The organism is Ruegeria sp. CDSB013 (assembly GCF_059611165.1).
Genome location: NZ_JBXWPA010000006.1, coordinates 91,899 through 116,675 on the forward strand (window position 1 = coordinate 91,899; position 24,777 = coordinate 116,675).

General features: G+C 55.8%; 23 protein-coding genes. 10 read left to right on the top strand and 13 right to left on the bottom strand.

Annotation, left to right across the window (positions count from 1 at the left end; all coding sequences use genetic code 11):
* Nucleotides 1-29: 29 nt before the first annotated feature.
* Genes AC2FJF_RS12220 through AC2FJF_RS12240 form a run of 5 tightly spaced genes read right to left on the bottom strand, consistent with a single transcriptional unit; the run spans nucleotide 30 to nucleotide 5,617 of the window.
* The gene (locus tag AC2FJF_RS12220) at nucleotides 30-1,025 is read right to left on the bottom strand and encodes an aldo/keto reductase (protein ID WP_496725645.1); all 996 of its coding nucleotides are present in this window, start codon (nucleotides 1,023-1,025) and stop codon (nucleotides 30-32) included.
* A complete protein-coding gene (locus AC2FJF_RS12225; protein ID WP_496725646.1) occupies nucleotides 1,015-1,995 on the bottom strand; it encodes a sugar-binding transcriptional regulator in 981 nt (326 codons plus the stop codon). The genes AC2FJF_RS12220 and AC2FJF_RS12225 overlap by 11 nt, the downstream gene beginning before the upstream one ends.
* A gap of 3 nt (nucleotides 1,996-1,998) precedes the next feature.
* Nucleotides 1,999-2,994, bottom strand: a complete 996-nt coding sequence (locus AC2FJF_RS12230; protein ID WP_496725647.1) for an ABC transporter permease — start codon at nucleotides 2,992-2,994, stop codon at nucleotides 1,999-2,001.
* 14 nt (nucleotides 2,995-3,008) lie between these two features.
* Nucleotides 3,009-4,580, bottom strand: coding sequence for a sugar ABC transporter ATP-binding protein (locus AC2FJF_RS12235; RefSeq protein WP_496725648.1), 1,572 nt, complete (start codon nucleotides 4,578-4,580; stop codon nucleotides 3,009-3,011).
* Nucleotides 4,581-4,600: 20 nt separating this feature from the next.
* A complete protein-coding gene (locus tag AC2FJF_RS12240) occupies nucleotides 4,601-5,617 on the bottom strand; it encodes a substrate-binding domain-containing protein (RefSeq protein ID WP_496725649.1) in 1,017 nt (338 codons plus the stop codon).
* Nucleotides 5,618-6,595: 978 nt separating this feature from the next.
* Here AC2FJF_RS12240 and aspT point away from each other — a divergent pair.
* Complete coding sequence (gene aspT / locus AC2FJF_RS12245) at nucleotides 6,596-8,296, top strand: aspartate-alanine antiporter (protein WP_496725650.1); 1,701 nt, start codon at nucleotides 6,596-6,598, stop codon at nucleotides 8,294-8,296.
* Between the two features lie 107 nt (nucleotides 8,297-8,403).
* On the opposite strand, the gene AC2FJF_RS12250 is transcribed toward aspT, so the two are convergent.
* From AC2FJF_RS12250 to urtA, 6 genes are all read right to left on the bottom strand, one after another.
* Nucleotides 8,404-10,035 carry a bifunctional aspartate transaminase/aspartate 4-decarboxylase gene (locus AC2FJF_RS12250; RefSeq protein WP_496725651.1) on the bottom strand — a complete coding sequence of 544 codons (1,632 nt, stop codon included), beginning with the start codon at nucleotides 10,033-10,035 and terminating at the stop codon, nucleotides 8,404-8,406.
* A gap of 1,080 nt (nucleotides 10,036-11,115) precedes the next feature.
* Entirely contained in the window at nucleotides 11,116-11,811 is a 696-nt protein-coding gene (urtE, locus tag AC2FJF_RS12255; protein ID WP_496725652.1) for an urea ABC transporter ATP-binding subunit UrtE, read from the bottom strand.
* Between the two features lie 3 nt (nucleotides 11,812-11,814).
* Nucleotides 11,815-12,555, bottom strand: coding sequence for an urea ABC transporter ATP-binding protein UrtD (gene urtD, locus AC2FJF_RS12260; protein WP_496725653.1), 741 nt, complete (start codon nucleotides 12,553-12,555; stop codon nucleotides 11,815-11,817).
* The gene (gene urtC / locus AC2FJF_RS12265; protein WP_496725654.1) at nucleotides 12,552-13,781 is read right to left on the bottom strand and encodes an urea ABC transporter permease subunit UrtC; all 1,230 of its coding nucleotides are present in this window, start codon (nucleotides 13,779-13,781) and stop codon (nucleotides 12,552-12,554) included. The genes urtD and urtC overlap by 4 nt, the downstream gene beginning before the upstream one ends.
* Before the next feature lie 3 nt (nucleotides 13,782-13,784).
* The gene (gene urtB, locus AC2FJF_RS12270) at nucleotides 13,785-15,737 is read right to left on the bottom strand and encodes an urea ABC transporter permease subunit UrtB (protein WP_496725655.1); all 1,953 of its coding nucleotides are present in this window, start codon (nucleotides 15,735-15,737) and stop codon (nucleotides 13,785-13,787) included.
* A gap of 62 nt (nucleotides 15,738-15,799) precedes the next feature.
* Nucleotides 15,800-17,080 carry an urea ABC transporter substrate-binding protein gene (gene urtA, locus AC2FJF_RS12275; RefSeq protein WP_496725656.1) on the bottom strand — a complete coding sequence of 427 codons (1,281 nt, stop codon included), beginning with the start codon at nucleotides 17,078-17,080 and terminating at the stop codon, nucleotides 15,800-15,802.
* Between the two features lie 395 nt (nucleotides 17,081-17,475).
* Between urtA and AC2FJF_RS12280 the strand changes: the two genes are divergently transcribed.
* The 9 genes from AC2FJF_RS12280 to ureG all read left to right on the top strand — a co-directional run bounded on the left by AC2FJF_RS12280 (nucleotide 17,476) and on the right by ureG (nucleotide 22,938).
* Entirely contained in the window at nucleotides 17,476-18,291 is an 816-nt protein-coding gene (locus AC2FJF_RS12280; RefSeq protein ID WP_496725657.1) for an urease accessory protein UreD, read from the top strand.
* 1 nt (nucleotide 18,292) lies between these two features.
* Nucleotides 18,293-18,595: an urease subunit gamma gene (locus tag AC2FJF_RS12285; RefSeq protein ID WP_496725658.1), complete on the top strand. Its 303-nt coding sequence runs from the start codon at nucleotides 18,293-18,295 to the stop codon at nucleotides 18,593-18,595.
* Nucleotides 18,596-18,613: 18 nt separating this feature from the next.
* On the top strand, nucleotides 18,614-18,775 hold the full coding sequence (locus AC2FJF_RS12290; RefSeq protein WP_496725659.1) for a hypothetical protein: 162 nt from the start codon (nucleotides 18,614-18,616) through the stop codon (nucleotides 18,773-18,775).
* A complete protein-coding gene (locus tag AC2FJF_RS12295; RefSeq protein WP_496725660.1) occupies nucleotides 18,772-19,104 on the top strand; it encodes an urease subunit beta in 333 nt (110 codons plus the stop codon). The genes AC2FJF_RS12290 and AC2FJF_RS12295 overlap by 4 nt, the downstream gene beginning before the upstream one ends.
* On the top strand, nucleotides 19,079-20,839 hold the full coding sequence (ureC, locus tag AC2FJF_RS12300) for an urease subunit alpha (protein ID WP_496725661.1): 1,761 nt from the start codon (nucleotides 19,079-19,081) through the stop codon (nucleotides 20,837-20,839). The genes AC2FJF_RS12295 and ureC overlap by 26 nt, the downstream gene beginning before the upstream one ends.
* Nucleotides 20,840-20,969: 130 nt before the next feature.
* Nucleotides 20,970-21,191 (top strand): DUF1127 domain-containing protein, encoded by a 222-nt coding sequence (locus AC2FJF_RS12305; RefSeq protein WP_170519457.1) that lies wholly within the window; start codon nucleotides 20,970-20,972, stop codon nucleotides 21,189-21,191.
* Between the two features lie 31 nt (nucleotides 21,192-21,222).
* The gene (locus AC2FJF_RS12310; RefSeq protein ID WP_496725662.1) at nucleotides 21,223-21,675 is read left to right on the top strand and encodes an urease accessory protein UreE; all 453 of its coding nucleotides are present in this window, start codon (nucleotides 21,223-21,225) and stop codon (nucleotides 21,673-21,675) included.
* A complete protein-coding gene (locus AC2FJF_RS12315) occupies nucleotides 21,659-22,312 on the top strand; it encodes an urease accessory protein UreF (protein ID WP_496725663.1) in 654 nt (217 codons plus the stop codon). Before AC2FJF_RS12310 ends, AC2FJF_RS12315 begins: the two co-directional genes overlap by 17 nt.
* Nucleotides 22,309-22,938: an urease accessory protein UreG gene (gene ureG, locus AC2FJF_RS12320; RefSeq protein WP_170519465.1), complete on the top strand. Its 630-nt coding sequence runs from the start codon at nucleotides 22,309-22,311 to the stop codon at nucleotides 22,936-22,938. Before AC2FJF_RS12315 ends, ureG begins: the two co-directional genes overlap by 4 nt.
* Before the next feature lie 525 nt (nucleotides 22,939-23,463).
* On the opposite strand, the gene AC2FJF_RS12325 is transcribed toward ureG, so the two are convergent.
* Together AC2FJF_RS12325 and AC2FJF_RS12330 are read right to left on the bottom strand one after the other, a co-directional pair.
* Nucleotides 23,464-23,901, bottom strand: coding sequence for a c-type cytochrome (locus AC2FJF_RS12325; RefSeq protein ID WP_496725664.1), 438 nt, complete (start codon nucleotides 23,899-23,901; stop codon nucleotides 23,464-23,466).
* Nucleotides 23,902-23,909: 8 nt separating this feature from the next.
* Nucleotides 23,910-24,776 (bottom strand): CopD family protein, encoded by an 867-nt coding sequence (locus AC2FJF_RS12330; RefSeq protein WP_496725665.1) that lies wholly within the window; start codon nucleotides 24,774-24,776, stop codon nucleotides 23,910-23,912.
* Between the last annotated feature and the right edge of the window lies 1 nt (nucleotide 24,777).

A 24,777-nucleotide genomic window follows, 5' to 3' on the forward strand; every position in this document is an offset into this window, starting at 1 on the left:
GGTCTTTGTGTTTTGGTTTTGATCCGGGATCAGGCGTCCAGATCGCTCAGGTGGTGTTTTGCTTGTTGATCGATTGTCGCAATATCTTCAGCCGACAGGCGCAATTGGCCCGCCCGTGCGTTTTCAGCCGCTTGCACCGCATCCCGCGCCCCACACAGTGAAAAGGTGATGCCCGGCTGCTGAACAGTCCAGGCGATGACCGTCTGCGCTGGCGTCGCGCCGTGCGCCTCGGCAATCGGCGTTATGGTTTTCATCAACTCGGCCACCTTTTCCCGGTTGCTCTGCGAAAAGCGCGGGTTGTCCTTGCGCTGATCATCGCCGGTAAAAACCCGGTCGGGGCCGACCTTGCCCGTCAACAGGCCAAGCGCCAGCGAGGAATAGCTCAGCACCGAAACCCCGTTCTCGCTGCAGACGGGTAGCAGGCTGCTTTCGATGTCACGTTTGACCATAGAATATTCTTCCTGAATGGCGTCCAGCTGACCGGCGGCAACATAGGCCCGAACGTCGTCCGCCGAAGTGTTGCTGGCCCCGATGGAGCGAATTTTGCCCTGCTGCTTGAGCGTCTCCAGCGCTTCCATCGTCTCGGCCACTGGTGTCGTCGTGTCCTGCCAATGGGTGATGTAGTGGTCGATATAGTCGGTCCCCAGACGGGTCAGGCTTTGTTCGACCTCATGAATGATCGCATCCTTGCCCAGATAGCGATGCACCGGTCGGCCGTCATAGTCGAAGAAGTGGTTGCCTTTCTGCGTGTGCCAGACCAGCCCGCATTTGGTGGCCAGCACCACCTGATCACGACGGCCTTTCAGCGCCTTGCCCACGATGCCCTCGGCCACGCCTTGCCCATAGGCCGGGGCGGTATCAATCAGGGTCACGCCAGCATCGACCGAGGCCTGTATTGCGGCGATGGATTTGGCCTCATCTGTGCCACCCCACATCCAGCCGCCTATGGCCCAGGTGCCCAGCCCGATGGCCGAGGCCTCGATCCCGGACGTGCCGATTTCACGTGTCAGCATGTCATGCGACATTCTGCGTTCCTTCCATTTCTTCCAGAACCGCCTTGGCGGTCTCTTCATCGACAATCAGTGAATCCAAAAATTTACCGTTCAGCGCCGCAGTGATCGGCTGCACCTTAAGCGGGCCTGCGGTCACACCGATCACCCTTGTGCATTCGGCCAGATCGCCTGGCGGCAATGCGACCAGACGCGAGTTCAGAGCGTAGTTCGATACAGCGCCGTTGCTGTGGATCAGATGTGCCAGAAACTCGCCCACGACACCCATCCCAATCAGCATCTTGCGATCCGCATCCGGTACGGGATGCAGGTCGTAATAGCTTGAACATTCCGGCTCGATCGAACCGATCCCGACCAGCGCCACATTCGCACGCCGTGCCAGATTCAGTACGTCGCGGATCGAAGCGACGTCCATCAGCATGTCCCGCTGTTGCTGGCTTTCGGCAAACAGCGGCGCATGCATCAGCATCGTCTGACCGCCCAAACGTTCCGCCATCTGCGTCGCCAGATGGTTGACGTCCGTGTAATACTTGCCCTGAACCCCGCCGGTCAGCGGCACAACGGTCACGTCAAAGGATTGTTCGGGGGCCAGGCTTTCCACCACGGCGCTGACGGCCTTGCCGCCGGTAATCGCAATCACGTCACCGTCGCGCAGGGTCTCGACCAGACGACCCGCAGCGGCGCGTCCCACCTGTTGCAGCGTCGTCTCGACACTGCCCGACACCGAGGGCGTCACCACTGCATCGTTCAGACCGGTGGTCTGTGCCAGCTCGCGCTCCAGATCCATCAACGTCTGGAACGGGGTTTCGATGTCGATCTTCACCATACCCATGCGGCGGCCCTGCGTGATCAGCCGGTTCACCTTGGACGTCGACAGGTTCAGCGCCTTGGCGATGTCCGACTGTTTCTGACCTTCGATGAAATGCAGGATCAGCACCGTGTGGATCTGTCGGATCAGTTCAAAGTCCTTTTGTTTATCCGTCATGGTCTACCCCCGCCGTTTGTTGAGGTAATGATCGATGGTCACCGCGCTCAGCAGGATCGAACCGCGGATGATATCCTGCCAGTAGACCGACACATCCAGCAGCGCGAGCGAGCTGGACACCAGCGATAGCAGGATCACCCCCAGAATCGCACCCAGGATCGAGCCCGAGCCGCCATTCAGGCTGGCCCCGCCAATCACGGCGGCGGCGATGATCGTCAGCTCTAGCCCCAGACCAAAGGTGGGCTGGGCCGAGCCGAACCGCGCCATGTAGATGATCCCGGCGATCCCGCACAGGGTCGAACACAGGGTGGTGGTCAGGAAGATGACCTTTTTGGTCCGAATGCCGGAATACGCGGCGGCCTTTTCGTTGCTGCCGGTGTAGAACACCTTGCGGAACATGGTCGTCCGACGCAGCATGAAATCAAAGGCTATCACAAAGACCAGAAAGATGATGATTACAATCGGAACTGGCCCGATGCTGCCTTGCCCGATGAACTTGAACTCCGGCGGTAGGGTATAGAGACCCAGGGGTCGCCCTCCGGTAAACAACAGGCAGGCGCCGCGCGCGATGACCATGATGGCCAGCGACACGATGAAATGATGCAGACCCACGCGGGTCACAAAAAACCCCATGAAAGCTCCGATCCCCGTGCACAGAGCGATGGAAATTGCTGAGGCAACCCAGGGGTCTACTCCGCTGAGAAACAGCCAGCCCGCGATCACCATTGCCAAGGCCGTGACCGAACCGACCGACAGGTCTATCCCGCCCGAAATCAACAGGATCGTCATCCCAATCACCAGAATGCCATCGATCGCAAAGGCCATCGACATGGCCCGCATATTCGCCCAAGTCAGAAAGTAGGGCGAGGCAAAGGACATGATCAGGAACAGCCCCAGAATGATCACGATCAGCCCGGTTTCGCGCATCCGAAACAGCCGTTTCAGCGGCGAGGTGCTGTCGCTCGGGTTTGCCTGGGCCATATTCACTGTGTTGTCCATCTTGTTTTCTCCGCTCATGCAACCGTGGCCTGCGCATCCATGACCGAGGCCAGACGCATGATGTTTTCTTCTGTCATATCCTCATCCGTTACCTGACCGCTGATATGCCCTTCGCGCACCACCAGCACCCGGTCACACACACCGATCAGTTCCGGCAGCTCCGAGGAGATCACGACGATTCCGACGCCATCCCGCGCCAGATCCCGCAGAATGCGGTGGATTTCAGCTTTTGCGCCCACGTCGACCCCGCGGGTCGGTTCATCCAGAAAGATCAGCCGCGGGTTCACCGACAACATCTTGGCAAGCGCCACCTTCTGCTGATTGCCACCTGAGAGCGACGAAACCGGATCGGAGAGGGATCCGTATTTCAAGTTTAGCTTTCGACCCAGCGCTTCGGCCTGCGCCTCCTCCGAGGCCGATTGAATCAACCCCAGCCCATTGGCTACCTGGTCGGGCTTCAGGGCGGAAATATTGGCCGAGATCGGCAGGTCCAGAAACACGCCGTCGCCTTTGCGGTCCTCGGACAGGTAGACCATGCCCTTTGCGATACTGTCCTGATAGGTGCGCAGGTTTAGTTTTTCGCCATTCAGCCAGACCTCTCCCGAGATGTCGCCTTCCAGACGGCAGATACCCTTGGCGATCTCGCTGCGGCCTGCACCGATCAGCCCGGCGATGCCCAGAATCTCACCCTTTTTCAGGCTGAAGGATACATTGCGGAACCGTGTCGCCTCGGTCAGGTTGCGCACATCCAACAGGATATCGTCCGATTTCTCGTCTTTGGTCTGTTTCTCGGGATACAAATTGTCGATCACCCGTCCGACCATGGCATTGACCACGTCCGAGGGCTGAATCTCTGCCACATTCTGCGTCACGATATGTTGGCCATCCCGGAACACGGACACCCGGTCGCAATTGTCGAATATCTCGACCATGCGGTGCGAGATATAGATGATGGAAATACCTCGATCCGCCAAGTCACGCATGATCCCGAACAGGGTCTGTGCCTCGGCCTCGGTCAGTGCGGCGGTGGGTTCGTCGAGGATCAGGATACGGCAATCAAGGGTCAGCGCCTTTGCAATCTCGACCAGTTGCTGGTTCGAGATCGACAGGTTCTTGACCAAAACGGCCGGATCAATATTGCTGAGTTGGCGAAAGACGTCGCGGGCCTCATGCTCCAGCTTTTTGTAATCCATCAGCCAGGACCTGCTGACATTTGTCTTGGCCATAAAGATGTTTTCGGCAACCGACACATCCGGGCACAAGGCGATTTCCTGATGGACAAACCCGATGCCCAGACGCTGTGCCATTGTCGGCGAGGTGATCTTGACCGGCTTGCCATCCAGCATGATCTGCCCGTCATCGGGTTGCAGGATGCCATCGATCACGTTCATCAAAGTCGATTTACCGGCCCCGTTCTCGCCTGCGATGGCGTGTATCTCACCTTTGCGCAGTTCAAAGTCGACGCCGCGCAAGGCTTTGACTGGGCCAAAGGACTTGCTGAGGTTCGAGATTTTCAGGATCACATCGTCTTGCATTACACCATCGCGCCCAGTTTCGTTTGGGGTGGGCGCTGCCTTCGATTGCAAGGCAGCACCCTTTTCGGGGATCAGGCCGGATCGCGGCCTTCCATATAGACGTTCAGGTCAAAGCTGTCGGCATTGTCCTTGGTGATGACGGCAAAGCCGTTGTCCATGAACGGGATCTGAACGGGGTTGAAACCACTGGTTTGCCAGTCGTTGAACGGGTCAAAGACATCCGCCCGATTGGCCAAGTGCACCGCCATGAAGCCCATGAAGCCCTGCACACCCTGGTTGGGGTTCAACGACATGTGAATGTTGCCCGCCTTGATATGTTCCAGCGTTGTAGGCGTCACATCCGCATGCATGATCAGCAGGTCCGAGTTCGCTTCCAGCTTGGCCGCAACCGCGCCTTCGGCTGAACCTGCCTCAGGGATCCAGATCGCGGCCACATTCGGGTTGGCCTGAATGATCGACGCAGTAGCGCGATAGGCGGCGTTGCTGTCCTGATTGGTGGCCTGACGACCGACCAGGTTCATGTTCGGATAATTCTCTTCCATATATGCGACCAGGGCCGTCACGCGTAGGTCGTGGTTCGATTGGCCCGGGTTCTCCAGCACCGCATATTCCGCGCTGTCACCCACTTGCTTGACGATCTCTTCGGCGGCAAATTTCGCCTCGGCCAGGTTGTCCGATGTAATATACGCGGTCCGGTCCGAGTTCGGGCTGTCGGCGGCAAAGGTTACAATCTCGGTGCCGTTGCCGATGGCCCGGTTGATCGGCTCGATGAACGGGTCCGACTGCATGGGGTGCAGCAGGATACCGGCGGGGGTCTTGACCAGATCCTGTTCGAACGATGCGATTTGTTTGGTGATATCGTAATCGGGTGTGCCCGAGAATACCGTTTCGCAGCCGAATGCCTCGGCCGCCTGTTTGAAGCCCTGGTAGACAGGCACCCAGTAGGGGTGGCCCGAGACCATGACGTTCATGATATACGTCTCACCGGGTTCGCACATGATCCCCTCAGCCGCCGCCGGAGCTGCGGCCGAGATGCTGCCGACGAGTGCAGTTGACGCAAGAACTGTCTTGAGTTTCTTATAGTTCATGGAATTCCTCCCTAGGTCGATTGCTCGTCGCTCCTGAAATAGTTTTCCTCCACAGCATCAGGAACGCAAGAAATTTCAGTGCGTGCATTTTGTTGCACAGCTTTATTCATAGGTGGAGCGTGCGCTTGGTCAACGAAGTTTAGGACAATTCCCAAAACTTGAAAAAAATTTCACAAATACTCGCGCTGTGTCGCCGACTATCGGTTGTTTCGCAATCTTTTGTAAAAGCCAATCTAGGCGGTTTACTGGACACATCTATCCTGCGGATAATGCAATTTGTGGACAGCTCCGGTGTTGCAAGGGTTTTCTTTGTGATTTTGATCGTTTTGCGTAGCGGTCATTTGTCCGGCCTATTTGTGCGGCGCGATTGACCGCTGGCCCTGATGAAATCCACATGCTGGATCCCTATCAAGCCCGAAGTGGACATTGGATTTGAAGCACACTTGGCGGGTCAGCGGAAAAAGCTGCCAGCCCGGATGACCGTCTTTTCTCCAGCGTAAATTTGTTGGTTGTCTTCCAATAGACCCACTAAAAGTCGCACGTCCACAAGGCCGCCATACTCTCGGAACTGGAATTGCCTGAGAAAGAGACTGAAGACTTAAGTGCGTTTACGAAGACGCTATCCTGTACACAGTCGCCCGAGATTCAAACTTATGGCTTCATTCCTGCAGAGCAGGTCAGAAAAACAAACGCCGTTCGCTGCAACTTGCGTGAGTAATTGCAGCTTGTCCGAAGGGTACTCAAAAATCCATCGGGATGGCCAAAACTCACTCCCCAAAAACAAAGAGTGAATGGTGTGACTACATTCCAAAAAGTTGCTTTTTAGGTTCCAAATGCACCTGCCCTTGAAAAAGTTTATTCCGAGTACTTTCGAAAAGTCCGCACGACGCCCATCGTCTAAATTTTCTTGTTTTCAATACAGTAAGGCGCTGTATCTTGAACGGAAAGGACCACCGTTGGGACGCGGGAGATTTCACAATGGAATTGATTACAGAACAACTGCGCGCCTTCCCGATCATGGCACTGTTTCTTTGTCTGGGTCTGGGATACGGCGTTGGGAAGTTTCGGGTCGGCAAGTTCGAACTGGGGGGCATCGCCGGTACGTTGTTGGTGGCGGTCTTCATTGGCCAAATCGGCGGTATCAACCTTAGCACCGATGTTCAGAATGTATTCTTTTCCCTCTTCATTTTTATGGTTGGCTATAATGGCGGGCCTCAATTTTTTGCGGCCTTGAACCGAACTGCTCTGACCAAGTTACTTGCCGCGTTTACGATGACCCTCTGGGGGTTGTTTTTTGTTATTGTTGTTGCTCGGTTGGCCGGCTTGGATAAAGGGTTGGCGGCTGGATTAGCCGCTGGTGGCCTGACACAATCTGCAATCATCGGCACCGCTGGAAATGCCATAGATCTGCTTGGGCTGGCCGCAGATGAGGCGGAAAAGTTGAAAACCAACATCGCCGTGGGATACTCGGTCACTTATATCTTCGGCTCGATCGGCCCAATATTGGCAGTTAGTGTCATTCCAATCATCATGCGTGTCGACCTGCGACAAGAAGCGATTAAGCTGGCTCAGAAGCTCAGCGGCGGCGGTCGCAAACTAGAGGAAGGTGAGTTCCTTCCTATGAACCGGTTTGACGCCCGAGCCTATCAGGTAAATGCCGATGCAACCATTGCCGGAAAACCCGTCAAAGACATCGAAAGCGGCTATGATGGCGATCTGATCGTCGAACGGTTACTCCACGATGGCGCTCCTGTGGATCCGAATCCTGAAACAGTGGTCAATGCAGGAGACGTTGTGGTCGTCTCTGGCCTCGTAGCGACTTTGACCCAGTTTGAGGGTAGCGCCAGTGGTGAAATCGGAGAGTATCCTCCTGAACTGACGGTTGTAGAGGAACGTCGAAACGTAGTGGTCACCAACCGCAAACTGACTGGCAAAACGTTGGCAGAATTGAGCGAGGCTCTGACAGCGGATCAAAGGCGCGGTGTTCACATCTCAAAGATCACCCGCATGGGCCATGATGTCCCCGTCTTGCACAACACTGAGATCCACGCAGGGGACGAGGTCAGTATTGTCGGTCACAAGGACGATCTGAACCGAGTTGCGAAAGTTGCGGGCTACGTTCCGCCTTCGGCCTCGGTAACCAATTTCATTGCATTGGGGATCGGCGTGGCCATCGGCTATCTGATAGGAGAGATCAGTTTTGTCATCGCGGGAACGAAGGTGGCTTTGGGGTCCGGCCTCGGATGCCTAGTTACAGGGTTGATCATCGGCTACATGCGCATCCGGCGGCCCAAGATCGGCGGTATTAACCGTGGGGCCGCGAATTTCCTTCAGAGCTTTGGATTAGCTGTGTTTGTTGGTGTCGTTGGCCTCAATGCAGGCAAGCCCGCGCTAGAGGCGATTCAGGAATATGGGATCACGCTGCTGCTGTTGGGTGTAGTGGTTACATTGATGCCCATGATCGTGCAGTTCCCAATCAACTATTTCGCCCTGCGTATAAAAAACCCGATTGAGGCCTGTGCGGTTGTGACCGGATCACGCTCGGGCAATCCCGGTTTTGCGACACTATTGGAAAAGGCTGGAAACTCGACTCCCACACCGGCCTTCACCATGACCTATGCCGTGGCCAACATCTTCCTGACGCTCTGGGGGCCGCTGGTTGTGGCTTTTGTTCCGTGAGTCAAACCGGAAATGGGCGCGACAACCGGGATCCTAACTTGAAAGGGTGCGATCAGCGTGTGTGGCAACCATCACGCTGATCCGTTCCTCATTGCTAGTGCTAGATTTCAACCGTGCAAAGGCAGTCCTTTCGAGGCACGGTAGGCCTGCACGTAACCAGTGGCCACCGCGCGCACCGCCCTTCCGATCTGGCGGTAAGCGCTATCATCCAAATTGGCGAACGATACCCGCGCCGACCAGTTGGGCGCGTCAAAGCCCGACCCATTCAGCAAAACGATCCCGTGATCCTGAGCCAGTTTGAAGGATATATCTAGAGGGTGGACATTCTCCTTAATCCATTCGACCACCTCTTCGCCCACGTATTTACGGAGCCAGAATTCGAAGTCGATGATACCGTAATATTTGTCGAACAGCGGGTTATCTGGAACGTCGATGCCCATCCCTTCGACCAACTCGTCAAAGCGATGCTTCAGAATACCCCAGCAGAATTTCTGATAGGCCTTCTCTTCGTCCATAAGCTCGACCAGTGAAAACAAAGTCATCATCACCTGCTGCGGCAGTGATAGACCTGCGGTGTGGTTCAGCGCAACATCGCGACTGTCGGCAACGATCCGGTCAATGAACTTGAACGAGGATGGATCAGGCGTCAACGTTTCGTACCGTGCGTTGACGACGGCCTTGGTTTCGTCCGGAGCCTCCGCAATCATCTTGTCGAAGATGTTGTTCTCGGCCACCAAAATCGCGCCCAAGCGCCACCCGGTGCAACCGAAATACTTGGAGTAGGAATAGACCCCAATGGTATTCTCAGGCAGGTGCCCCAAGATGGACTGAAAGTTTGGAACGAAGGTCCCGTAAACATCGTCAGTCAAAATGATCAGGTCCGGGCGGCGGTTCTTTACGAACTCGACAAGCCGAGTCGAGACTTCGGGGCTGATAGCGACTGATGACGGGTTGCCCGGGTTGACCAGAAATAGTGCTTTGACTTTCGGGTCGGACAAAATTTCGAAATCATCGTCGTTCAGTTGAAAATGGTCCTCTTCTGTCGAAGATACATCCACTGTGTTCAGCCCGTAGTCCTCAAGTACCGGCATTTCCAGATAGGGCGTGAAAATCGGTGTGCCCAACGCAATGGTGTCGCCGGCATTCAGCAACCGCTGGTTCTTGAGTGCCTTGAAAATGTAACACATCGCAGCGGTTCCACCCTCAACTGCGTAGATATCGAACTTCGCATCCGGTCGGTTCCCCGCGCACATCGCCCACATGACGTATTCGTGGACAATCGCCTCGTTGTGCTCCATGCACCGGTCGGGCATCGGGTAATGGTCGCCAACAATACCGTCGGTCAGCTCAAGCACGAAATCGTCTGGCGTAAAACCAAATCTCTCAATCGCAAAATCCACTACGGCCACCAAAGCTTCCGCCCCTGGAGGGCCGTTTTCTTCAACCGATTTGGCGCAATATGCTTTTAGCCGGTCATAACAGCCTGGCCCTTGCGGCATCCCGGCCAGACCGACCTGCGGCTCATTACGATGGCGCTGTGCTTCTGTCATAGCGAACTGCCCTAAAAGGAAAAATGCCTCCCGCGCTTTAGTGGCGATCCAGTTAGGGTTCCCTCGACCAGCATTAAGATATGGCAGAGCCATCTGCCGCGCCTCTTTTTGCGCCAACTTGATAAGTTCGTCTTTGATTTGGAAAGGACTTAGGTTTTCAAATTTATGCAGGTTGAGCGATTCTGGCATGACATCAAATCCTTGCGCTAAAACAGATGACGTAGTTTAGCGGATCGCATGCAAGGCATTGTGTCAATTAAAACAACGCTAATTGAAGGGAACGGTGTAAAACCGAAGACTACTAGTCTTCGTAACAAGCCTTGGGCGTAACCATTTTGCAAGGCAGACAGAGTGATGGAATTTACGCCGAGGCTTTGGGCTCGGTAGTGACATCCCACGAACATTTGCAAAGTTCTCTATCTGCGCATAGCTGCCATTTTTGAGGATCCATGCCGCAACTGCAGCGAACGGCAGCTTGGTGGCCAGACTGTTACTTTTTCAGTTCGACAGAATGATACAATCGCAACTTGCGGTGGGGTTTTCTTCCCCACCATTTTCCTTTCGTGGGCCAGCGGGATTTGGACAGGTCAAACGCTCTGGCCGTCAGTGTGAGGGCGCGGCCCTCCCCCTCGGGCAACCCTATTAGACCGGCCGTGTCCTCGGCCGTGCCTGCGGGCCGCACCACCCCTGCCGATTAGCATTGCCTCGCCCCCTCCCGCGTTCGCCACGTGGCAGATCAGCAGGAACAGGCGGCTTCGCCGTCTGATCTGCAAATCAGCCCTGATTTCCGGAAGGGAAGTCAGATCAAACGAAACAGTCTACGGGAGAACGAAAAAGGGGGTGTTGGGTCAGTTTATGACGCAAAGGTCAATTTCGTCTGACGTCCAACTGTCGGGCGACACATAGTTTTGCCACTCAATGACAGCTAAGCTATTGATTTTGAATCATGCGGAAATTCTTCTGCGCACAGGTTTTGCCATTTGCGACTCAAAAGCCTTCCACAACATGGGTACTTCTAGTTAGCCGTCATTACTCGAAATACGGTGAAAGCTGGGAAAGCGTCTACGTCGAACTTCAGCACGAAATGAAGTCCGTCATGTGATCAAATATACTTGCCCTTCAAGGAAGGAGACACCGAACGACGGGATTTCAGAAGAGAATACAGTTTCAATTGAACGTGTTCAGAGGATCAAACCAAATCCCGAGCCTAAATTTAACCAAGTTTTGCGTTTCATTCTTCAATCCTGAAACCCATTTCAAGCATCTGCTTTAGACAGTTACGGCCTGCAACAACTTATCGCGTGTCACGTCTTCCCTAGTGCCGTTGATCAAGACTTCTCCGCGTCGCAACACGATAAATCTGTCGGCAAGGTCATAGGCAAAGTCAAAGTATTGCTCCACCAGGATGATTGCCATTCCGCTCGTGGTTCTGAGGTGCCGGATGACTTCGCCTATCTGTTGGATGATGTTGGGCTGAATTCCTTCGGTCGGCTCGTCCAACAGCAGCAGGCGTGGCCGCGTGATCAGTGCCCGCGCGATCGCCAGCTGTTGCTGCTGACCGCCAGAAAGGTCACCTCCACGACGGTTTTGCATCTGCTTGAGAACCGGGAACATGTCAAAAATTTCATTTGGAATAAAATGCTCGCTGGCTGCCAGACAGGCGTACCCCGTTTCAAGGTTTTCGCGAACTGTGAGCAAAGGAAATATTTCACGACCTTGTGGAACATAAGCCACGCCTTTCCACGCCATTTGATGAGCAGGCAGGACACCCAAAGGTTTCCCGTCCAGTTCCAGATTGCCACCCGAGCGCAGATGCGTACCTGATATTGCTTTCATCAGGCTGGTTTTCCCGACACCATTGGTCCCCATGACACAAGTCACTTCACCTTGTCTGGCTTCCATGTAAATCCCGTTGAGGATTTGCGAATGCCCATAATGTAAAGTCAGATCAGTCAGCTTCAGCATTGTTTAGCGCCCTAGATAAACGTCGATGACGTCCTGGTTAGATGTCACGTGATCAAGACTGCCTTCAGCCAAGGCGGACCCTTCGTGTAAAACCGTGACTTTGCAATTCAGGCGTCGGACAAATTCCATATCGTGTTCCACCACGACAACGGCACGGGTTTTGGCGGCTTGTACCAGTAAGTCGGTGGTGTGTTCGCGCTCCTGCGGTGTCATGCCGGCGGCAGGTTCGTCCACCAGCAAGAGTAGTGGCTCCTGGGCCAGCAGCATGCCAATTTCCAGCCATTGTTTTTGACCGTGGCTCAGTTCACCAGCTTTGCGGCTTAGGTCTTGATGCAGACCGATTTCGACAGCCAGATCTTCAACTTTCTGCAAATCCTCAGTGGTGGTTCGATAGAAAAGCACGTGAAGCCAGCCACGTTTGTTCTGAAGCGCCATCAGCAGATTTTCGTGCACGGTCTGGTCTTCGAAAACCGTTGGTTTCTGAAACTTCCGCCCGATCCCAGCCTGCGCAATTTTTGCTTCGGAAAGTCCCAACAAAGATAGGGATTTCTCTCCCCAGATGACACGCCCTTCATTGGGCCGGGTTTTACCTGTGATGATGTCCATGAACGTAGTCTTACCGGCCCCGTTCGGGCCGATCACTGCGCGAAGCTCAACGTCGCCGATCTGGAACGACAAGTTGTTGATAGCTCGGAAACCGTCGAAAGTGACCGAAACACCGCTAACCTCAAGCAAAGTGTTCATTCCATGGCCTCCTTCTCTCGCAGAGCGCCGTCACCCGGTCCCAAATTTGCCCCATGCCTGTCCGGGTGGCGGCGATCGGTCCACAAGTCGAACAATCCTCCGATGCCCTGAGGGGCAAACAACGTAACCAACACGAAAGTTACGCCCAGTAGCACCTGCCACCAATCAACCCATTTGATCGTATAAAACCCAAGCGGAATATCCGGGGCCTGCCCGCCCGTGAACCACGTGCTCAGAAGGCTGACAAAGGCTGCGCCAACTACCGCGCCGTACAAGCGGCCTCGTCCACCGATGGCGACCCAGACGGCCAAATAGATCGAGGCGATGGGGGCCATCTCCTCGGGATTAATGATGCCAGCTTGCGGATAGTAAAGCGCGCCGGCAATGGCTGCGATGCAAGCAGTCAGGGTGAAGACGGCCAGCTTGTAGACCTCGACCGAGTAGCCAAGGAAGCGCACTCGTGCCTCGTTATCGCGAATGCCGCGGATGACCGAGCCGAACTTGCCTGACACGATCCATGCGGCCAGCATATAGCCCAGACCCAGCGCCAGTGCTGAAGCCCAGAGGAACCAGATCGACACCACGTCCTGCGAGGCGGTGACACCTGGCAGGTTCTGCAAGCCGGACAGCCCGTTATTGCCGCGCAAGCCGCTGTCGTTCTGGAACAGGTACAGGGCCAGCGCCAGAGTCATAGCCTGGGTCAGGATCGACAGATACACACCGGTGACACGGCTCCGGAAAGCCAACCATCCAAAGATCAGCGCCAGTAGACCGGGGACCAGCACGATCAGGATCAGTTGCAGTGTCAGGCTGTGGGAAAACACCCAGATCAACGGAAATTCCGACGATCCGACAACGCCAAAGACTTGTGTAGCGATGGCGTCCACCACCTCGGCCGAAGTCGGTGGAATTTCGGCCTGTGCCAGCGAGTCTACCACGATCAGGCGTGTACGCTCGTACATCAGCCACATACCGATCATGTAGCCGCCCAGCCCGAAAAAGGCGAAGTGGCCCAACGACAGGATGCCAGTGAAGCCCCAGACCAGATCCATCGCCACTGCGATCAGGCACAGGCACAGGGTCTTGCCCAGTGTTTTAACGAAACTGGTCGAGATTACGCCGATCCCGAAACCCTCGGACAGGATGGTCACGCTCAGGGTGAACAGGGACAGGATGGCAAGAAAGACCAGCACGGATGGGTTCTTGGAGATAAAGCTGCGTTCCATGGCTCAATCCCCCGCCGCGCGGCCCTTGAGGGCGATGATGCCCCTTGGCCGGAACTGGATGAAAATGATGATGAAGATGATCATGTAGGTTTGCGCCGCGAGGGTGTTCGATGGGTTCATCCACTCGATCCCTTTCTGCAGGAAGCCGATCATTCCGGCACCCGCCAGCGCGCCCCAGATGTTGCCGACACCGCCGACAACAACGGTCATGAAGCTTTGTACGATATAATCGCTGCCCAAATCTGATGTGACCTTGGCAAAGAGGCCGATGGCGACACCCGCAATCCCGGCGATGCCCGAGCCCAGCCCGAAGGTCAGCATGTTCACCCGCCCCGGATTGATCCCCATCGACCCCGCCATGCGCGGGTTCTGCGTCACCGCGCGCATCTCAAGCCCCAGCCGGGTCCGTTTCATGATGTAGAGGAACAGCCCCAGAAAGATCATAGCCAGCACGAAGATCGCGATGCGGATATAGCTGATCGCGACCACGTCGTTCAGCACCCACGCCCCGTTGAGCCAGCCTGGAGCGGTCAGCGGACGAGCCTGTGTACCAAAGATGTTCTTGGCCAGTTGCTGCAGGGCAATTGAGATACCGAACGTCGCCAGAAGTGTCTCCAGCGGCCGGGCGTATAGCCAGCGGATCACCAACCTCTCCATTGCGACACCCATGGCAAATGTCACGGCAAAGGCCATGGGGATTGCCACGACGATCGAAAGCGTGTGGTCAGGGATAAACTGTTGCACCACGTAGCCGGTATAGGCGCCCATCATAATAAACTCACCATGGGCCATGTTGATCACGCCCATCACGCCGAAGGTGATGGCCAGACCAATGGCGGCGAGGAAATAGATCGACGCCAGTGAGATCGCGTCCAGCGTCAGGTCGAGTGTTTGGTTCAGGCCGACCTTCAGTTCGATCTGTTCCAGAGTTTTCTCGGCTGCTTCGGTGACCTCAGCAGACGACTCGCTGTAGGTCTCGAAGAATACATGCGCGTTTACTGCAGCGTCGATGTCTGCGTCCGTGAATAAGGCTGGCACAAGCCCGGCCTCTGCCAGAGAGGCATACGCACGCTCGCGCATTGCATCTGAACTCAGTTGCGCGACGGGAATGTCACCTACACGACCACCGACAATGTTAGTCGATAGTGCCGCTCTGATATCATCCGCTGAAACACGCGGTGGGGCGAGGTTTCCCGCAACGAGCAAGTCATATGCTTCGTCGGACGTTAAGACTTCTGAGCCCGCTTCAAGAATAACTGCGACGTTCAGGTCAGTGGGCAATTCGAGAGCGGCGTGCCGGGAGGTGACGACCAAAGGGTTCAAAGCGGCACGAACATCTACGCCCAGATCGCCGGACATTTCTTCGATTGCGGCCACGCGGGCTGCGGTATCTTCGTCAAATCCAATCGTCAGCAATCGTTCAAGCCGCTGTTTTTGCGCTTTCAATTCCGTGTCCGGTTCATCGTCTATCGAAGCCCGCAGCGGCTCTAATAGTGCGCTTTCGGGATCACGCTGAATGGATTGCAGGGCCGCCAGCCGCTTCGCGCGGTTGGGATCGGTCAGTTGGAACTGCACCAACGCTGTCCCAATCATCGCGCGGATACCGCTGTTGGGCTTCAACTGCTTAAGCTCGGACTTCTCGAAGGTGCCGACGATCGCACCTGTATCGAAATCGGTCAGTTCATACGACCGCCCCTCACCTTTCTGGCCAGCGAAGAACAGACCGTCAGACTTGCGCATCCACATGTTTTTGGCGGCCCATGTCTCAAGCATTACTTGCGCCTGAGGCAAACCGCTGGACGCAATAGCATCAATCGCCGGTTTGATCGTCTTACGCGAACTTTTGGCGATGATCTCCTGATGTTCTTGCAGGATCGGTTGCAGACCGACCTCTTGAGCGTTTGCAGTCAGGCCGGCGCACAGGATTGCGAGGCCCGCAAGGAAAAGTCGTACCATGTGGTGAAACCCGAATGTCTTTTGTGGCAAGGCGGGCAAACAAACCCGCCTTGCGTGGTCTGTTAGTAGTTCGACAGGGTCTGAACGCAGGTCTTGGTCTCGGTGTTGTACATACCGCAACCCAGCTCTTTCCAATCAGAGACCAGCACAGCCGACTCCGGAAGGAAATCAGTCCACGCGTCACCCGGCACGACTTCGGTTTCGCTGATGATATCGAACTGGCCGTCTTCCTGAATCTCACCGATCAGAACCGGTTTCGCCAGGTGGTGGTTTGGCAGCATGACGGCGGTGCCACCGGTCAGGTTCGGGAACTCCTGCCCGTACATCGCAGCGCGCACGGAATCGACTTCGGTCGAACCGGCCTCGGTCGCGGCGTTCACCCACATGTTGAAGCCGATGTAGTGCGCCTCCATCGGGTCGTTGGTCACGCGTTCATCGCCCATGGTGGCTTTCCAGGTGTCCACGAATTCTGCGTTGACCTCGGTATCCGCCGACTGGAAGTAGTTCCAAGCGGCGAGGTGACCGACGAGGTTGGTGGTATCCAGACCGGACAGTTCTTCCTCACCGACCGAGAAGGCCACGACCGGAATGTCATCTGCCGAAACACCAGCCGCTGCCAGTTCCTTGTAAAATCCGATATTGGCGTCACCATTGATGGTCGAAATCACGCCGACTTTCTTGCCATCCGCGCCTAACGCGACCACATCAGCCACAATCTTGGACCAGTCGGAATGGCCGAAAGGGGTGTAATTGACGAAGATATCGTCATCAGCAATACCCTTTTGTTTCAGATAGCTTTCAAGAATATTGTTGGTGGTTCTGGGGTAGACATAGTCCGTGCCGAGCAAAGCAAATTTCTCGACCCCCAGTTCCTCCAGAAAATAGTCTGTCGCAGGGATTGCCTGTTGGTTCGGCGCGGCGCCGGTGTAAAATACGTTTTTCGAGGACTCCTCGCCCTCATACTGAACCGGGTAGAACAGCAGGCCGTTCAGCTCTTCGATGACCGGCAGCACCGATTTCCGGCTAACCGAGGTCCAGTTGCCAAAGATCACGTCCACCTCATGCACGGTCAGCAGCTCGCGCGCTTTTTCAGCAAATAGCGGCCAGTCGGATGCGGGGTCGACCACAACCGCCTCAAGCTGCTTGCCCAGCAGGCCGCCCTTCGCGTTTTGCTGATCGATCAGCATCAGCATTGTGTCTTTCAGCGTGGTTTCCGAGATCGCCATCGTGCCGGACAGCGAATGCAGCACGCCAACCTTGATCGTGTCCTCAGCCGACAGTGCGGCGGTGGCCATGGCAGCAAATACAAGTGATCCGGCGAGCGTGGATTTGAGCGATTTCATATAATCCTCCTGGCGGGGCCGGGAGAGAGGGCTTGCGCAAAGGCACACTCTTCTTCTACCTGATCCCCGCAACTGTTGTTGCGTTCCGTGTGGCGGTTGTGTTCGAGGTCCAATTCGCGCAGCCGTCACACACCCCCGGGTCGTTTCCGCGGTGGCACCCATACGGTTTCTGCATCGCAGCAAGCTTGGCAACTTACCATTTACCCAATTTGGGAAATCGGCGAGATGCGCCTATTTTTTCATCCAAGACCGGGGTCGCTGTCTAAAATTTAGACGCGCGATGTCGAAATAAGCAGATTTCGACACTGTAGATTAGTGTTCCGCCCCTTCAACAGAGAAACAGGTGCCACCAAACCAAGCTCTATAGGTGCCTTATTACCCAAGTTACAGCCATATTGCCCACGCACAGTGCTGTTCCACCGCGTGCTGCAGGTGCCGTCAGCCTGAGCACTAAGAAACTGGGCAAAAAGACGGTGCTGGACACGCTTCGCCAGTCCGGGTCATTTAAATGCCTGTTTCCCAGAACCACGACGTCTGATCTTGATACGGTTCTTCTGAACACGGCAGGTGGAGTGACCGGAGGGGATACATTCCGGTTTTCCGGCATGGCCGCAGAAGGCACCGCGCTGACTTTGACAACGCAAGCCTGCGAGAGGGCCTACAAGGCTCAACCCGAAGAATGTGGCCAGATTACCAATCATCTGACAGTTGAGGCCGGAGCCCGGCTGAACTGGTTGCCGCAAGAGACTATTCTGTTCAATGGCAGTGCTTTGGACCGCCGCCTCAGGATCGATATGGCGCCGGATGCCGAGATGCTGATGGTAGAGCCGCTGGTCTTCGGTCGCGCGGCCATGGGCGAGACGCTGACCGACATCCGCTTGCGCGATCAGATAGAGATTCGACACGCAGGGGCGCTGGCGTTTCTGGATACGATACGGTTCTCGGGGAATTGGCACTCTCACCTTTCGAAGCCAAATGTTGCAGATGGCGCGGGTGCGATGGCGCTGATCGTCTTTGCGTCGAAAGCGGCCGGAACTCGACTGGATTCCATTCGCAAAATGCTACCCGATACTGCCGGCGCAACCTTGATCCAACAGGACCTGCTGGTCGCCCGTATTCTGGCCGACAACAGCTTGGCTCTTCGCCGCACATTGATGCCGATTTTGCGCCGGTTGAACAAAGACACATTACCCCGATGCTGGATGCTCTGACATGAACCTGACACCTCGTGAAAAAGACAAACTTCTGGTCGCCATGGCCGCCGAGGTCGCCCGAAAGCGGCTGGACCGCGGCGTCAAACTGAACCACCCCGAGGCTATCGCCCTGATCACCGACGCCGTGGTCGAGGGCGCGCGAGATGGCCATTCGGTTGCCGACATGATGCAGGCCGGGGCTGAAGTGATCACCCGCGGCCAATGTATGGAAGGCGTGCCCGAGATGATCCACGAGGTGCAGATCGAAGCCACCTTCCCGGATGGCACCAAGCTTGTGACTGTCCATAACCCTATTCGCTAAACCTCAGAGGAGTTCCCAATGTATCGCATGCTGTTTCCCGCCCTCATTCTGGCTGGCCCTGCCATGGCCCATTCGGATACCCATGTTCACTCCCATGGCAGTGATTATGCCCTGCTCGCAGCTGGGCTGGCATTGATCGCGGTCATCGCTGTCACAGTGATTATGAAACTGCCAAAATGATCCCCGGTGAGATCATACCCGCCGAGGGTTCACTGACGCTCAATGCCGGACGCAGCAGTCGTCTTGTTGTTGTCGCCAACACCGGTGATCGACCCGTTCAGGTCGGCAGCCATTACCATTTCGCCGAAGCGAACTCCGCCTTGGATTTCGATCGCTATGCAGCTTTAGGGATGCGATTAGACATCCCAGCAGGTACTGCCGTGCGATTTGAGCCGGGTCAGACTCGCGAGGTTATGCTGGTGCCCTACGACGGGCGCCGCCACATCTACGGTTTCAATATGCATATCATGGGGGCTCTGAAAAATGCCGGGCAAAATCAGTCGGAGTGACTACGCCTCTATGTTTGGCCCCACGGTCGGCGACAAAGTACGATTGGCGGATACCGATCTGATTATTGAGGTCGAGAAAGACCTGATCGTTGAGCGTGCAACAGCCGCGCGTTTTAGCGAAACCGGACACCGCGAAGACGTCTATGGCGAGGAGGTCAAGTTCGGTGGCGGCAAAGTCATTCGTGATGGAATGGGGCAATCTCAGTTCACGCGCGCCGAAGGGGCGGTGGATACGGTGATCACCAACGCGCTGATCCTCGATCATTCCTGCATCTACAAAGCGGATGTGGGGTTGAAAGACGGGCGTATCGCCAAGATCGGCAAGGCCGGAAACCCGGATACGCAGCCCGGTGTGGGCATCATTATCGGTCCTGGCACCGAGATCATTGCGGGCGAAGGTCGCATTCTGACCGCAGGCGGGTTCGATAGCCACATCCATTTCATCTGCCCACAACAGATCGAAGACGCGCTGCATTCCGGCCTGACCACTATGCTGGGCGGCGGCACCGGTCCGGCGCATGGGACGCTGGCGACCACCTGCACCCCCGGCCCCTGGCATATCGGACGGATGTTGCAGGCGGCAGATGCCTTTCCCATGAATCTGGCCTTTGCAGGCAAGGGCAACGCCTCATTGCCCGCAGCGCTTGAGGAACAGGTCCGTGCTGGGGCCTGCGCCCTAAAACTGCATGAAGATTGGGGCACGACCCCTGCCGCTATCGACTGCTGCCTATCGGTGGCTGATGCGATGGATGTGCAAGTGATGATCCACACCGACACGCTTAACGAATCTGGATTTGTCGAAAACACCGTGGCCGCCATGAAAGGCCGCACGATCCACGCCTTCCACACCGAAGGCGCTGGCGGAGGCCATGCCCCGGACATCATCAAGATCTGCGGCCAGGACCATGTCCTACCCTCCTCTACCAACCCGACGCGGCCCTTTACGGTAAACACGGTCGAGGAACACCTCGACATGCTGATGGTCTGCCATCACCTCGACAAATCCATCCCCGAGGACGTGGCCTTTGCCGAAAGCCGCATTCGGCGTGAGACCATTGCGGCCGAGGATATCCTGCACGACATGGGTGCTTTCTCGATCATCGCGTCCGACAGTCAGGCCATGGGCCGCGTCGGAGAGGTGCTGATCCGCACGTGGCAAACCGCAGACAAGATGAAGAAACAGCGCGGGCGCCTGCCCGAGGAAACCGGTGAGAACGACAACTTTCGCGTCCGCCGCTATATTGCGAAATACACCATCAACCCGGCCATTGCACATGGCCTGAGCCACGAGATTGGTAGTATCGAGGAAGGCAAACGCGCCGACCTCGTCCTTTGGAACCCGGCCTTTTTCGGCGTTAAGCCCGAGATGGTTCTGCTGGGCGGCACCATAGCCTGCGCGCAGATGGGCGACCCCAACGCGTCGATCCCTACACCGCAGCCGGTTTATAGTCGCCCAATGTTTGGCGCTTACGGACGATCGGTGGAAAACTCGGCGATCACATTTGTCTCGCAGGCGGCCCATGTGGATGGGATCGGTGATACACTGGGATTGGCAAAGCAAACCGTCGCCGTCCAAAACACACGAGAAATTGGCAAGCAGGATCTTCTGCTGAACAACGCGACACCGCATATCGATGTTGACCCGGAAACCTATGAGGTGCGCGCGGATGGCGAATTGCTAACCTGTCAGCCTGCCGAAGTTCTACCGATGGCACAGCGATACTTTATGTTCTGATTAAAATTTACGCTGCATTGCAGCAAACGCATCCCGGGCATGACCAATCGCCTACTACTAAGCGAGTGAAAGATGACAGATATTAGAACGGAAGGGAGGACCAACGTCTCGCAATTTTACGAGGGTCCCAATGGCACACACAGAAAATCAACAGCATTCCGGTTTTTCCGTATTCGGTCTGTTCTCGGCGATTGGTTCGTCGATCTATTCGGCTCTTGCTCGATTGGCAGAAGCACGATCGCGCACCGATCAAATCCAGTTCCTGCAATCGCTGAGCGACGAAGAACTGCGCAAACGCGGCCTGTCACGCGACCGGATCGTACAACACGTTTTCGCGGGTTCTATCTGGTAATAGCTACCCGTTCCACAGAGGGGGCGCTGGCATGACCATCCTCCTTTGTACAGCACGGCGGTATTCTGATCATCTACACGGCGAGCCTGCAGATGCCCTGTCGCTGACCTATGAAGACCGTTTTTTGCGGCGCAAGGTTCTGACCTGCGAAAGTGGCGAACAGATTCTCATCGACCTGGCACAAACGACTTCGTTGAACCACGGCGGCGCGTTGGTTCTGGACGATGGTCGCGAAGTGGAAATACAGGCTGCGCCCGAAGCGTTGCTGGAGGTAAAAGCCCCGGATCTGACGCGCATCGCGTGGCATATCGGCAATCGCCACACGCCTTGCCAGATCGAAAAGGCTCGCCTGTTGATCCAGGTCGATCACGTAATCCGAGACATGCTTCTTAAAATCGGGGCTACCGCGCGAGAAGTGCACGAGCCGTTCACCCCCGAAGGCGGCGCCTATGGCCACGGCAGGACACATGGCCACACCCACTGACGCCGACATCCTGACGCTGACACAATGGTTGTCCCCTGCCTATCCTGTGGGGGGGTTTGCCTACTCTCACGGACTTGAATCCGCGATTGACTGGGGAACCGTCGCGAATTCCCAGGATACCGAAGCCTGGATTTCAGATGTGCTAGAATATGGCTCTGGTTGGAATGATGCTCTGTTCGTTGTGGCGGCCTTCAATGCGCTGGACAAAGATGAACTGATCAACGTCGATGTCACGGCGCGGGCCTTTTGCGCGACATCCGAAAGGCTCATGGAAACCGAGTTGCTGGGACAGGCCTTCGGAAATGTCACCAAAGGTGTCTGGGAATTGGACCTTGGGCACTTCACCTACCCCGTCTCGATTGGACTGGCTGCAAGACTACAAAACCTTCCCTTGCTGCTGACGACCAAGATGTTTCTGCAAGCATTCGCAAGCAACCTTGTCGCCTGTGCCACGCGCCTTGTGCCACTTGGACAGACCGATGCTCAGAGGTTGATCCGCCAACTGACACCGCTGTGTGCCCAGATTGCTGAAAATGCAAAAAAGGCGAGTCTGGACGAGTTAAGCTCTACTGCGTTCTTGGGGGACATTGCGGCCATGAAACACGAAACACAATATTCGAGGATTTTCCGCACATGACCAGTATAAACGGCCCTCTTCGCGTAGGTATTGGAGGCCCGGTAGGAGCCGGAAAAACTACTTTAACCGCCGCCTTATCTGAAGCGCTGCGCGATGTCTGTTCGGTGGGTGTTATTACCAACGACATATATACGCAGGAAGATGCCGAAGCGCTGATGCGCATGCAGGTCCTGCCGCGGGACAGGATCATCGGCGTCGAAACTGGCGGTTGCCCGCATACAGCAATTCGCGAAGACGCCTCGATCAATTTGGCCGCCGTCGCCGAGATGCAGACACGTCATCCGGATCTCGACATTGTTTTGATTGAAAGTGGAGGCGACAATCTATCAGCCACATTCAGCCCGGAACTGGCGGATCTGACCATCTACGTGATCGATGTCGCCGCAGGCGAGGAAATCCCCAGGAAAGGCGGACCGGCGATTACGAAATCGGACATCCTTGTAATCAACAAGACCGACCTTGCGCCGCATGTTGGCGCTTCGCTGGAGGTTATGGAACGTGATGCGCAAAGAATGCGTAAAGGACGGCCCTTCTTGTTCTCGTCACTTCGTCACAGAAGCGGGGTCGACACAATTGTGGATCTGCTTGTGAAAGGGGGAGGTTTAGAGGTTTCGAAAGCGAGTTAGCCCCCGAGACGAAGAGGCCAAGTTATCGATGCTCAAAGCTGATTGGACAAACCGAAAGCACGATCATCATGTTGGCATTTGTCTGGATGTAATATTTTGTTTTTGTCTGCAGGCTAACTGCAAACGAAATTCACCACGGCATTTTGACAAAATTTGTTAAGAAAAACCTTTTCCTTGACCCGCTTGTTGCGTATCCCAGCTATCAGTAACCAGCGCATCGAATGGCAAGTTTTCGCAACCATCGGGTGACTTGCCGCGCTGTAACAAACCGCGAACGTCGTTGAAGCGGTGTTATGTGAAGCAATCTCTGGTTGAGTGATGGCCGTTCAGTGGAACAAGTTCTAAAGACTGCCTCGCGGGACAAAGCACCAATTCGCTGCGCTAGCGCCAAGGTCGGCAATCAAGGGCGCGCCTAGTGTTTTGGGCGCGCTCAGTTCTTCGACCTAATCCTGCCGGACTATGGCTCTGTAGTCGCCGCGCAATTGAAGTGTCACCGCACCGACCATGTGGCGAAGGTTGTCATCCTTAGTCATGCGGTGGGTTGCGGCTCGCTTGAATTTCCTGAACGCGCTCGGGCCAAGTGGACCTTATGTAGGCGAGAATGTCCCAAATATCGTTATTGGTGAGGGTATCACCAAATCCAGGCATGCCACTTGCAAAGCCGTCGACGCCACGCGCGGCTAACGCCTCCTCGCCACCCAACAGTGTGTATTCGAATAGAAGCTGGTTGTCGTGGTGCCAGGTATGCCCGGTCTCGTCATGAGGCGGCGCAGGCAGAATGCCGTTGTCGTCAGGCGTCCGCCAATCCGGCTGTCCTTCGAGATTGACGCCATGACATGACGCGCATTGTTCAGCGTATAGTGCCTGCCCACTGGTCAAATCCCGGTCTTCCATTTCGTGACCAGCACTTACACTCGTTGCGCAGCTGAAAATTGTGACGATCAAAAAGTCTCGCCTGCTCATGGGATACCTCAATTCGGTAGAGTCAAAACGCTGGTGAGCGTCGCGGTTGCTGCAAGGACCACCAGAATGATTGCGGCTTCGATTTCAATGGAGCGTACCAAGTGGCGGGCGGCATTATCATCCCCGGACTGCATGGCCGGAACGAAGCGGAGCTTGTTTGCGGCTGCCAACGTCAGGACCACGCCCACAAGTGCAAGTTTGATCAGCAGGGTTTGCCCGTAACCTGTTGTCGTTATCGCCCACATATCGCCAAGCAACATCCAAGCCATCAGCAGTCCCGCCAAAATCAATACAGGAACAATAATCGAAGCCGCCTGCCCAAACCGATGCCCCAACATGGCCGCGTTGTTCAGATATTCTGGCCGTTGGGACAGGGCGCGCAACGGCCCAAGGATACCGATCCAAAACGCAACTCCCAGAAGGTGCAGGAGCAATAGCAATCGGAAGCCAGTTTTCTCCAACGCGGGGACATGCCCGACCTGAGCAAATGACCAAAGCGCGAACAATCCGCCTGCAAGTGCGACCCATTGGCCGACTAGGGGTATAAATATCCCGAAGATTATCAGAACCGCCCCGACAACCCGATAGATCAGAACGTCTCCAACCGGGGTTTGCCACAACAGACCGAGCATTTCTGGATCGGTCATACCATCAGCTCCGCCCGTAAGAGCTGCACCGCGCAGCATGAACCCAAGGACAGAGCCCGCAAGCGCAAGCCCCGCCAGCAGCGCAACCTGCACACGCGTCTTATCGCTCAGAGGTGACACCAAGTCGGCAAAAACGGCCCGAATGATCAACAGACCAGTCGCACCACCAATACCGACATAGAGCATCAGCTTGGACAGTATAGCGCCTATTCCCCATACATCGAGCATG

What these genes read in the sequence shown, in the direction of transcription:
- AC2FJF_RS12285 (WP_496725658.1), top strand. Translation starts at nt 18,293, where the DNA reads ATGAACCTGACACCTCGTGAAAAAGACAAACTTCTGGTCGCCATGGCC.
- AC2FJF_RS12230 (WP_496725647.1), bottom strand. Translation starts at nt 2,994, where the DNA reads ATGGACAACACAGTGAATATGGCCCAGGCAAACCCGAGCGACAGCACC.
- urtB (WP_496725655.1), bottom strand. Translation starts at nt 15,737, where the DNA reads ATGGTACGACTTTTCCTTGCGGGCCTCGCAATCCTGTGCGCCGGCCTG.
- urtD (WP_496725653.1), bottom strand. Translation starts at nt 12,555, where the DNA reads ATGAACACTTTGCTTGAGGTTAGCGGTGTTTCGGTCACTTTCGACGGT.
- ureC (WP_496725661.1), top strand. Translation starts at nt 19,079, where the DNA reads ATGCCGGGCAAAATCAGTCGGAGTGACTACGCCTCTATGTTTGGCCCC.
- urtC (WP_496725654.1), bottom strand. Translation starts at nt 13,781, where the DNA reads ATGGAACGCAGCTTTATCTCCAAGAACCCATCCGTGCTGGTCTTTCTT.
- AC2FJF_RS12225 (WP_496725646.1), bottom strand. Translation starts at nt 1,995, where the DNA reads ATGACGGATAAACAAAAGGACTTTGAACTGATCCGACAGATCCACACG.
- AC2FJF_RS12295 (WP_496725660.1), top strand. Translation starts at nt 18,772, where the DNA reads ATGATCCCCGGTGAGATCATACCCGCCGAGGGTTCACTGACGCTCAAT.
- AC2FJF_RS12220 (WP_496725645.1), bottom strand. Translation starts at nt 1,025, where the DNA reads ATGTCGCATGACATGCTGACACGTGAAATCGGCACGTCCGGGATCGAG.
- AC2FJF_RS12330 (WP_496725665.1), bottom strand. Translation starts at nt 24,776, where the DNA reads ATGCTCGATGTATGGGGAATAGGCGCTATACTGTCCAAGCTGATGCTC.
- AC2FJF_RS12315 (WP_496725663.1), top strand. Translation starts at nt 21,659, where the DNA reads ATGGCCACACCCACTGACGCCGACATCCTGACGCTGACACAATGGTTG.
- AC2FJF_RS12310 (WP_496725662.1), top strand. Translation starts at nt 21,223, where the DNA reads ATGACCATCCTCCTTTGTACAGCACGGCGGTATTCTGATCATCTACAC.
- aspT (WP_496725650.1), top strand. Translation starts at nt 6,596, where the DNA reads ATGGAATTGATTACAGAACAACTGCGCGCCTTCCCGATCATGGCACTG.
- AC2FJF_RS12290 (WP_496725659.1), top strand. Translation starts at nt 18,614, where the DNA reads ATGTATCGCATGCTGTTTCCCGCCCTCATTCTGGCTGGCCCTGCCATG.
- AC2FJF_RS12240 (WP_496725649.1), bottom strand. Translation starts at nt 5,617, where the DNA reads ATGAACTATAAGAAACTCAAGACAGTTCTTGCGTCAACTGCACTCGTC.
- AC2FJF_RS12325 (WP_496725664.1), bottom strand. Translation starts at nt 23,901, where the DNA reads ATGAGCAGGCGAGACTTTTTGATCGTCACAATTTTCAGCTGCGCAACG.
- urtA (WP_496725656.1), bottom strand. Translation starts at nt 17,080, where the DNA reads ATGAAATCGCTCAAATCCACGCTCGCCGGATCACTTGTATTTGCTGCC.
- ureG (WP_170519465.1), top strand. Translation starts at nt 22,309, where the DNA reads ATGACCAGTATAAACGGCCCTCTTCGCGTAGGTATTGGAGGCCCGGTA.
- AC2FJF_RS12250 (WP_496725651.1), bottom strand. Translation starts at nt 10,035, where the DNA reads ATGCCAGAATCGCTCAACCTGCATAAATTTGAAAACCTAAGTCCTTTC.
- urtE (WP_496725652.1), bottom strand. Translation starts at nt 11,811, where the DNA reads ATGCTGAAGCTGACTGATCTGACTTTACATTATGGGCATTCGCAAATC.
- AC2FJF_RS12305 (WP_170519457.1), top strand. Translation starts at nt 20,970, where the DNA reads ATGGCACACACAGAAAATCAACAGCATTCCGGTTTTTCCGTATTCGGT.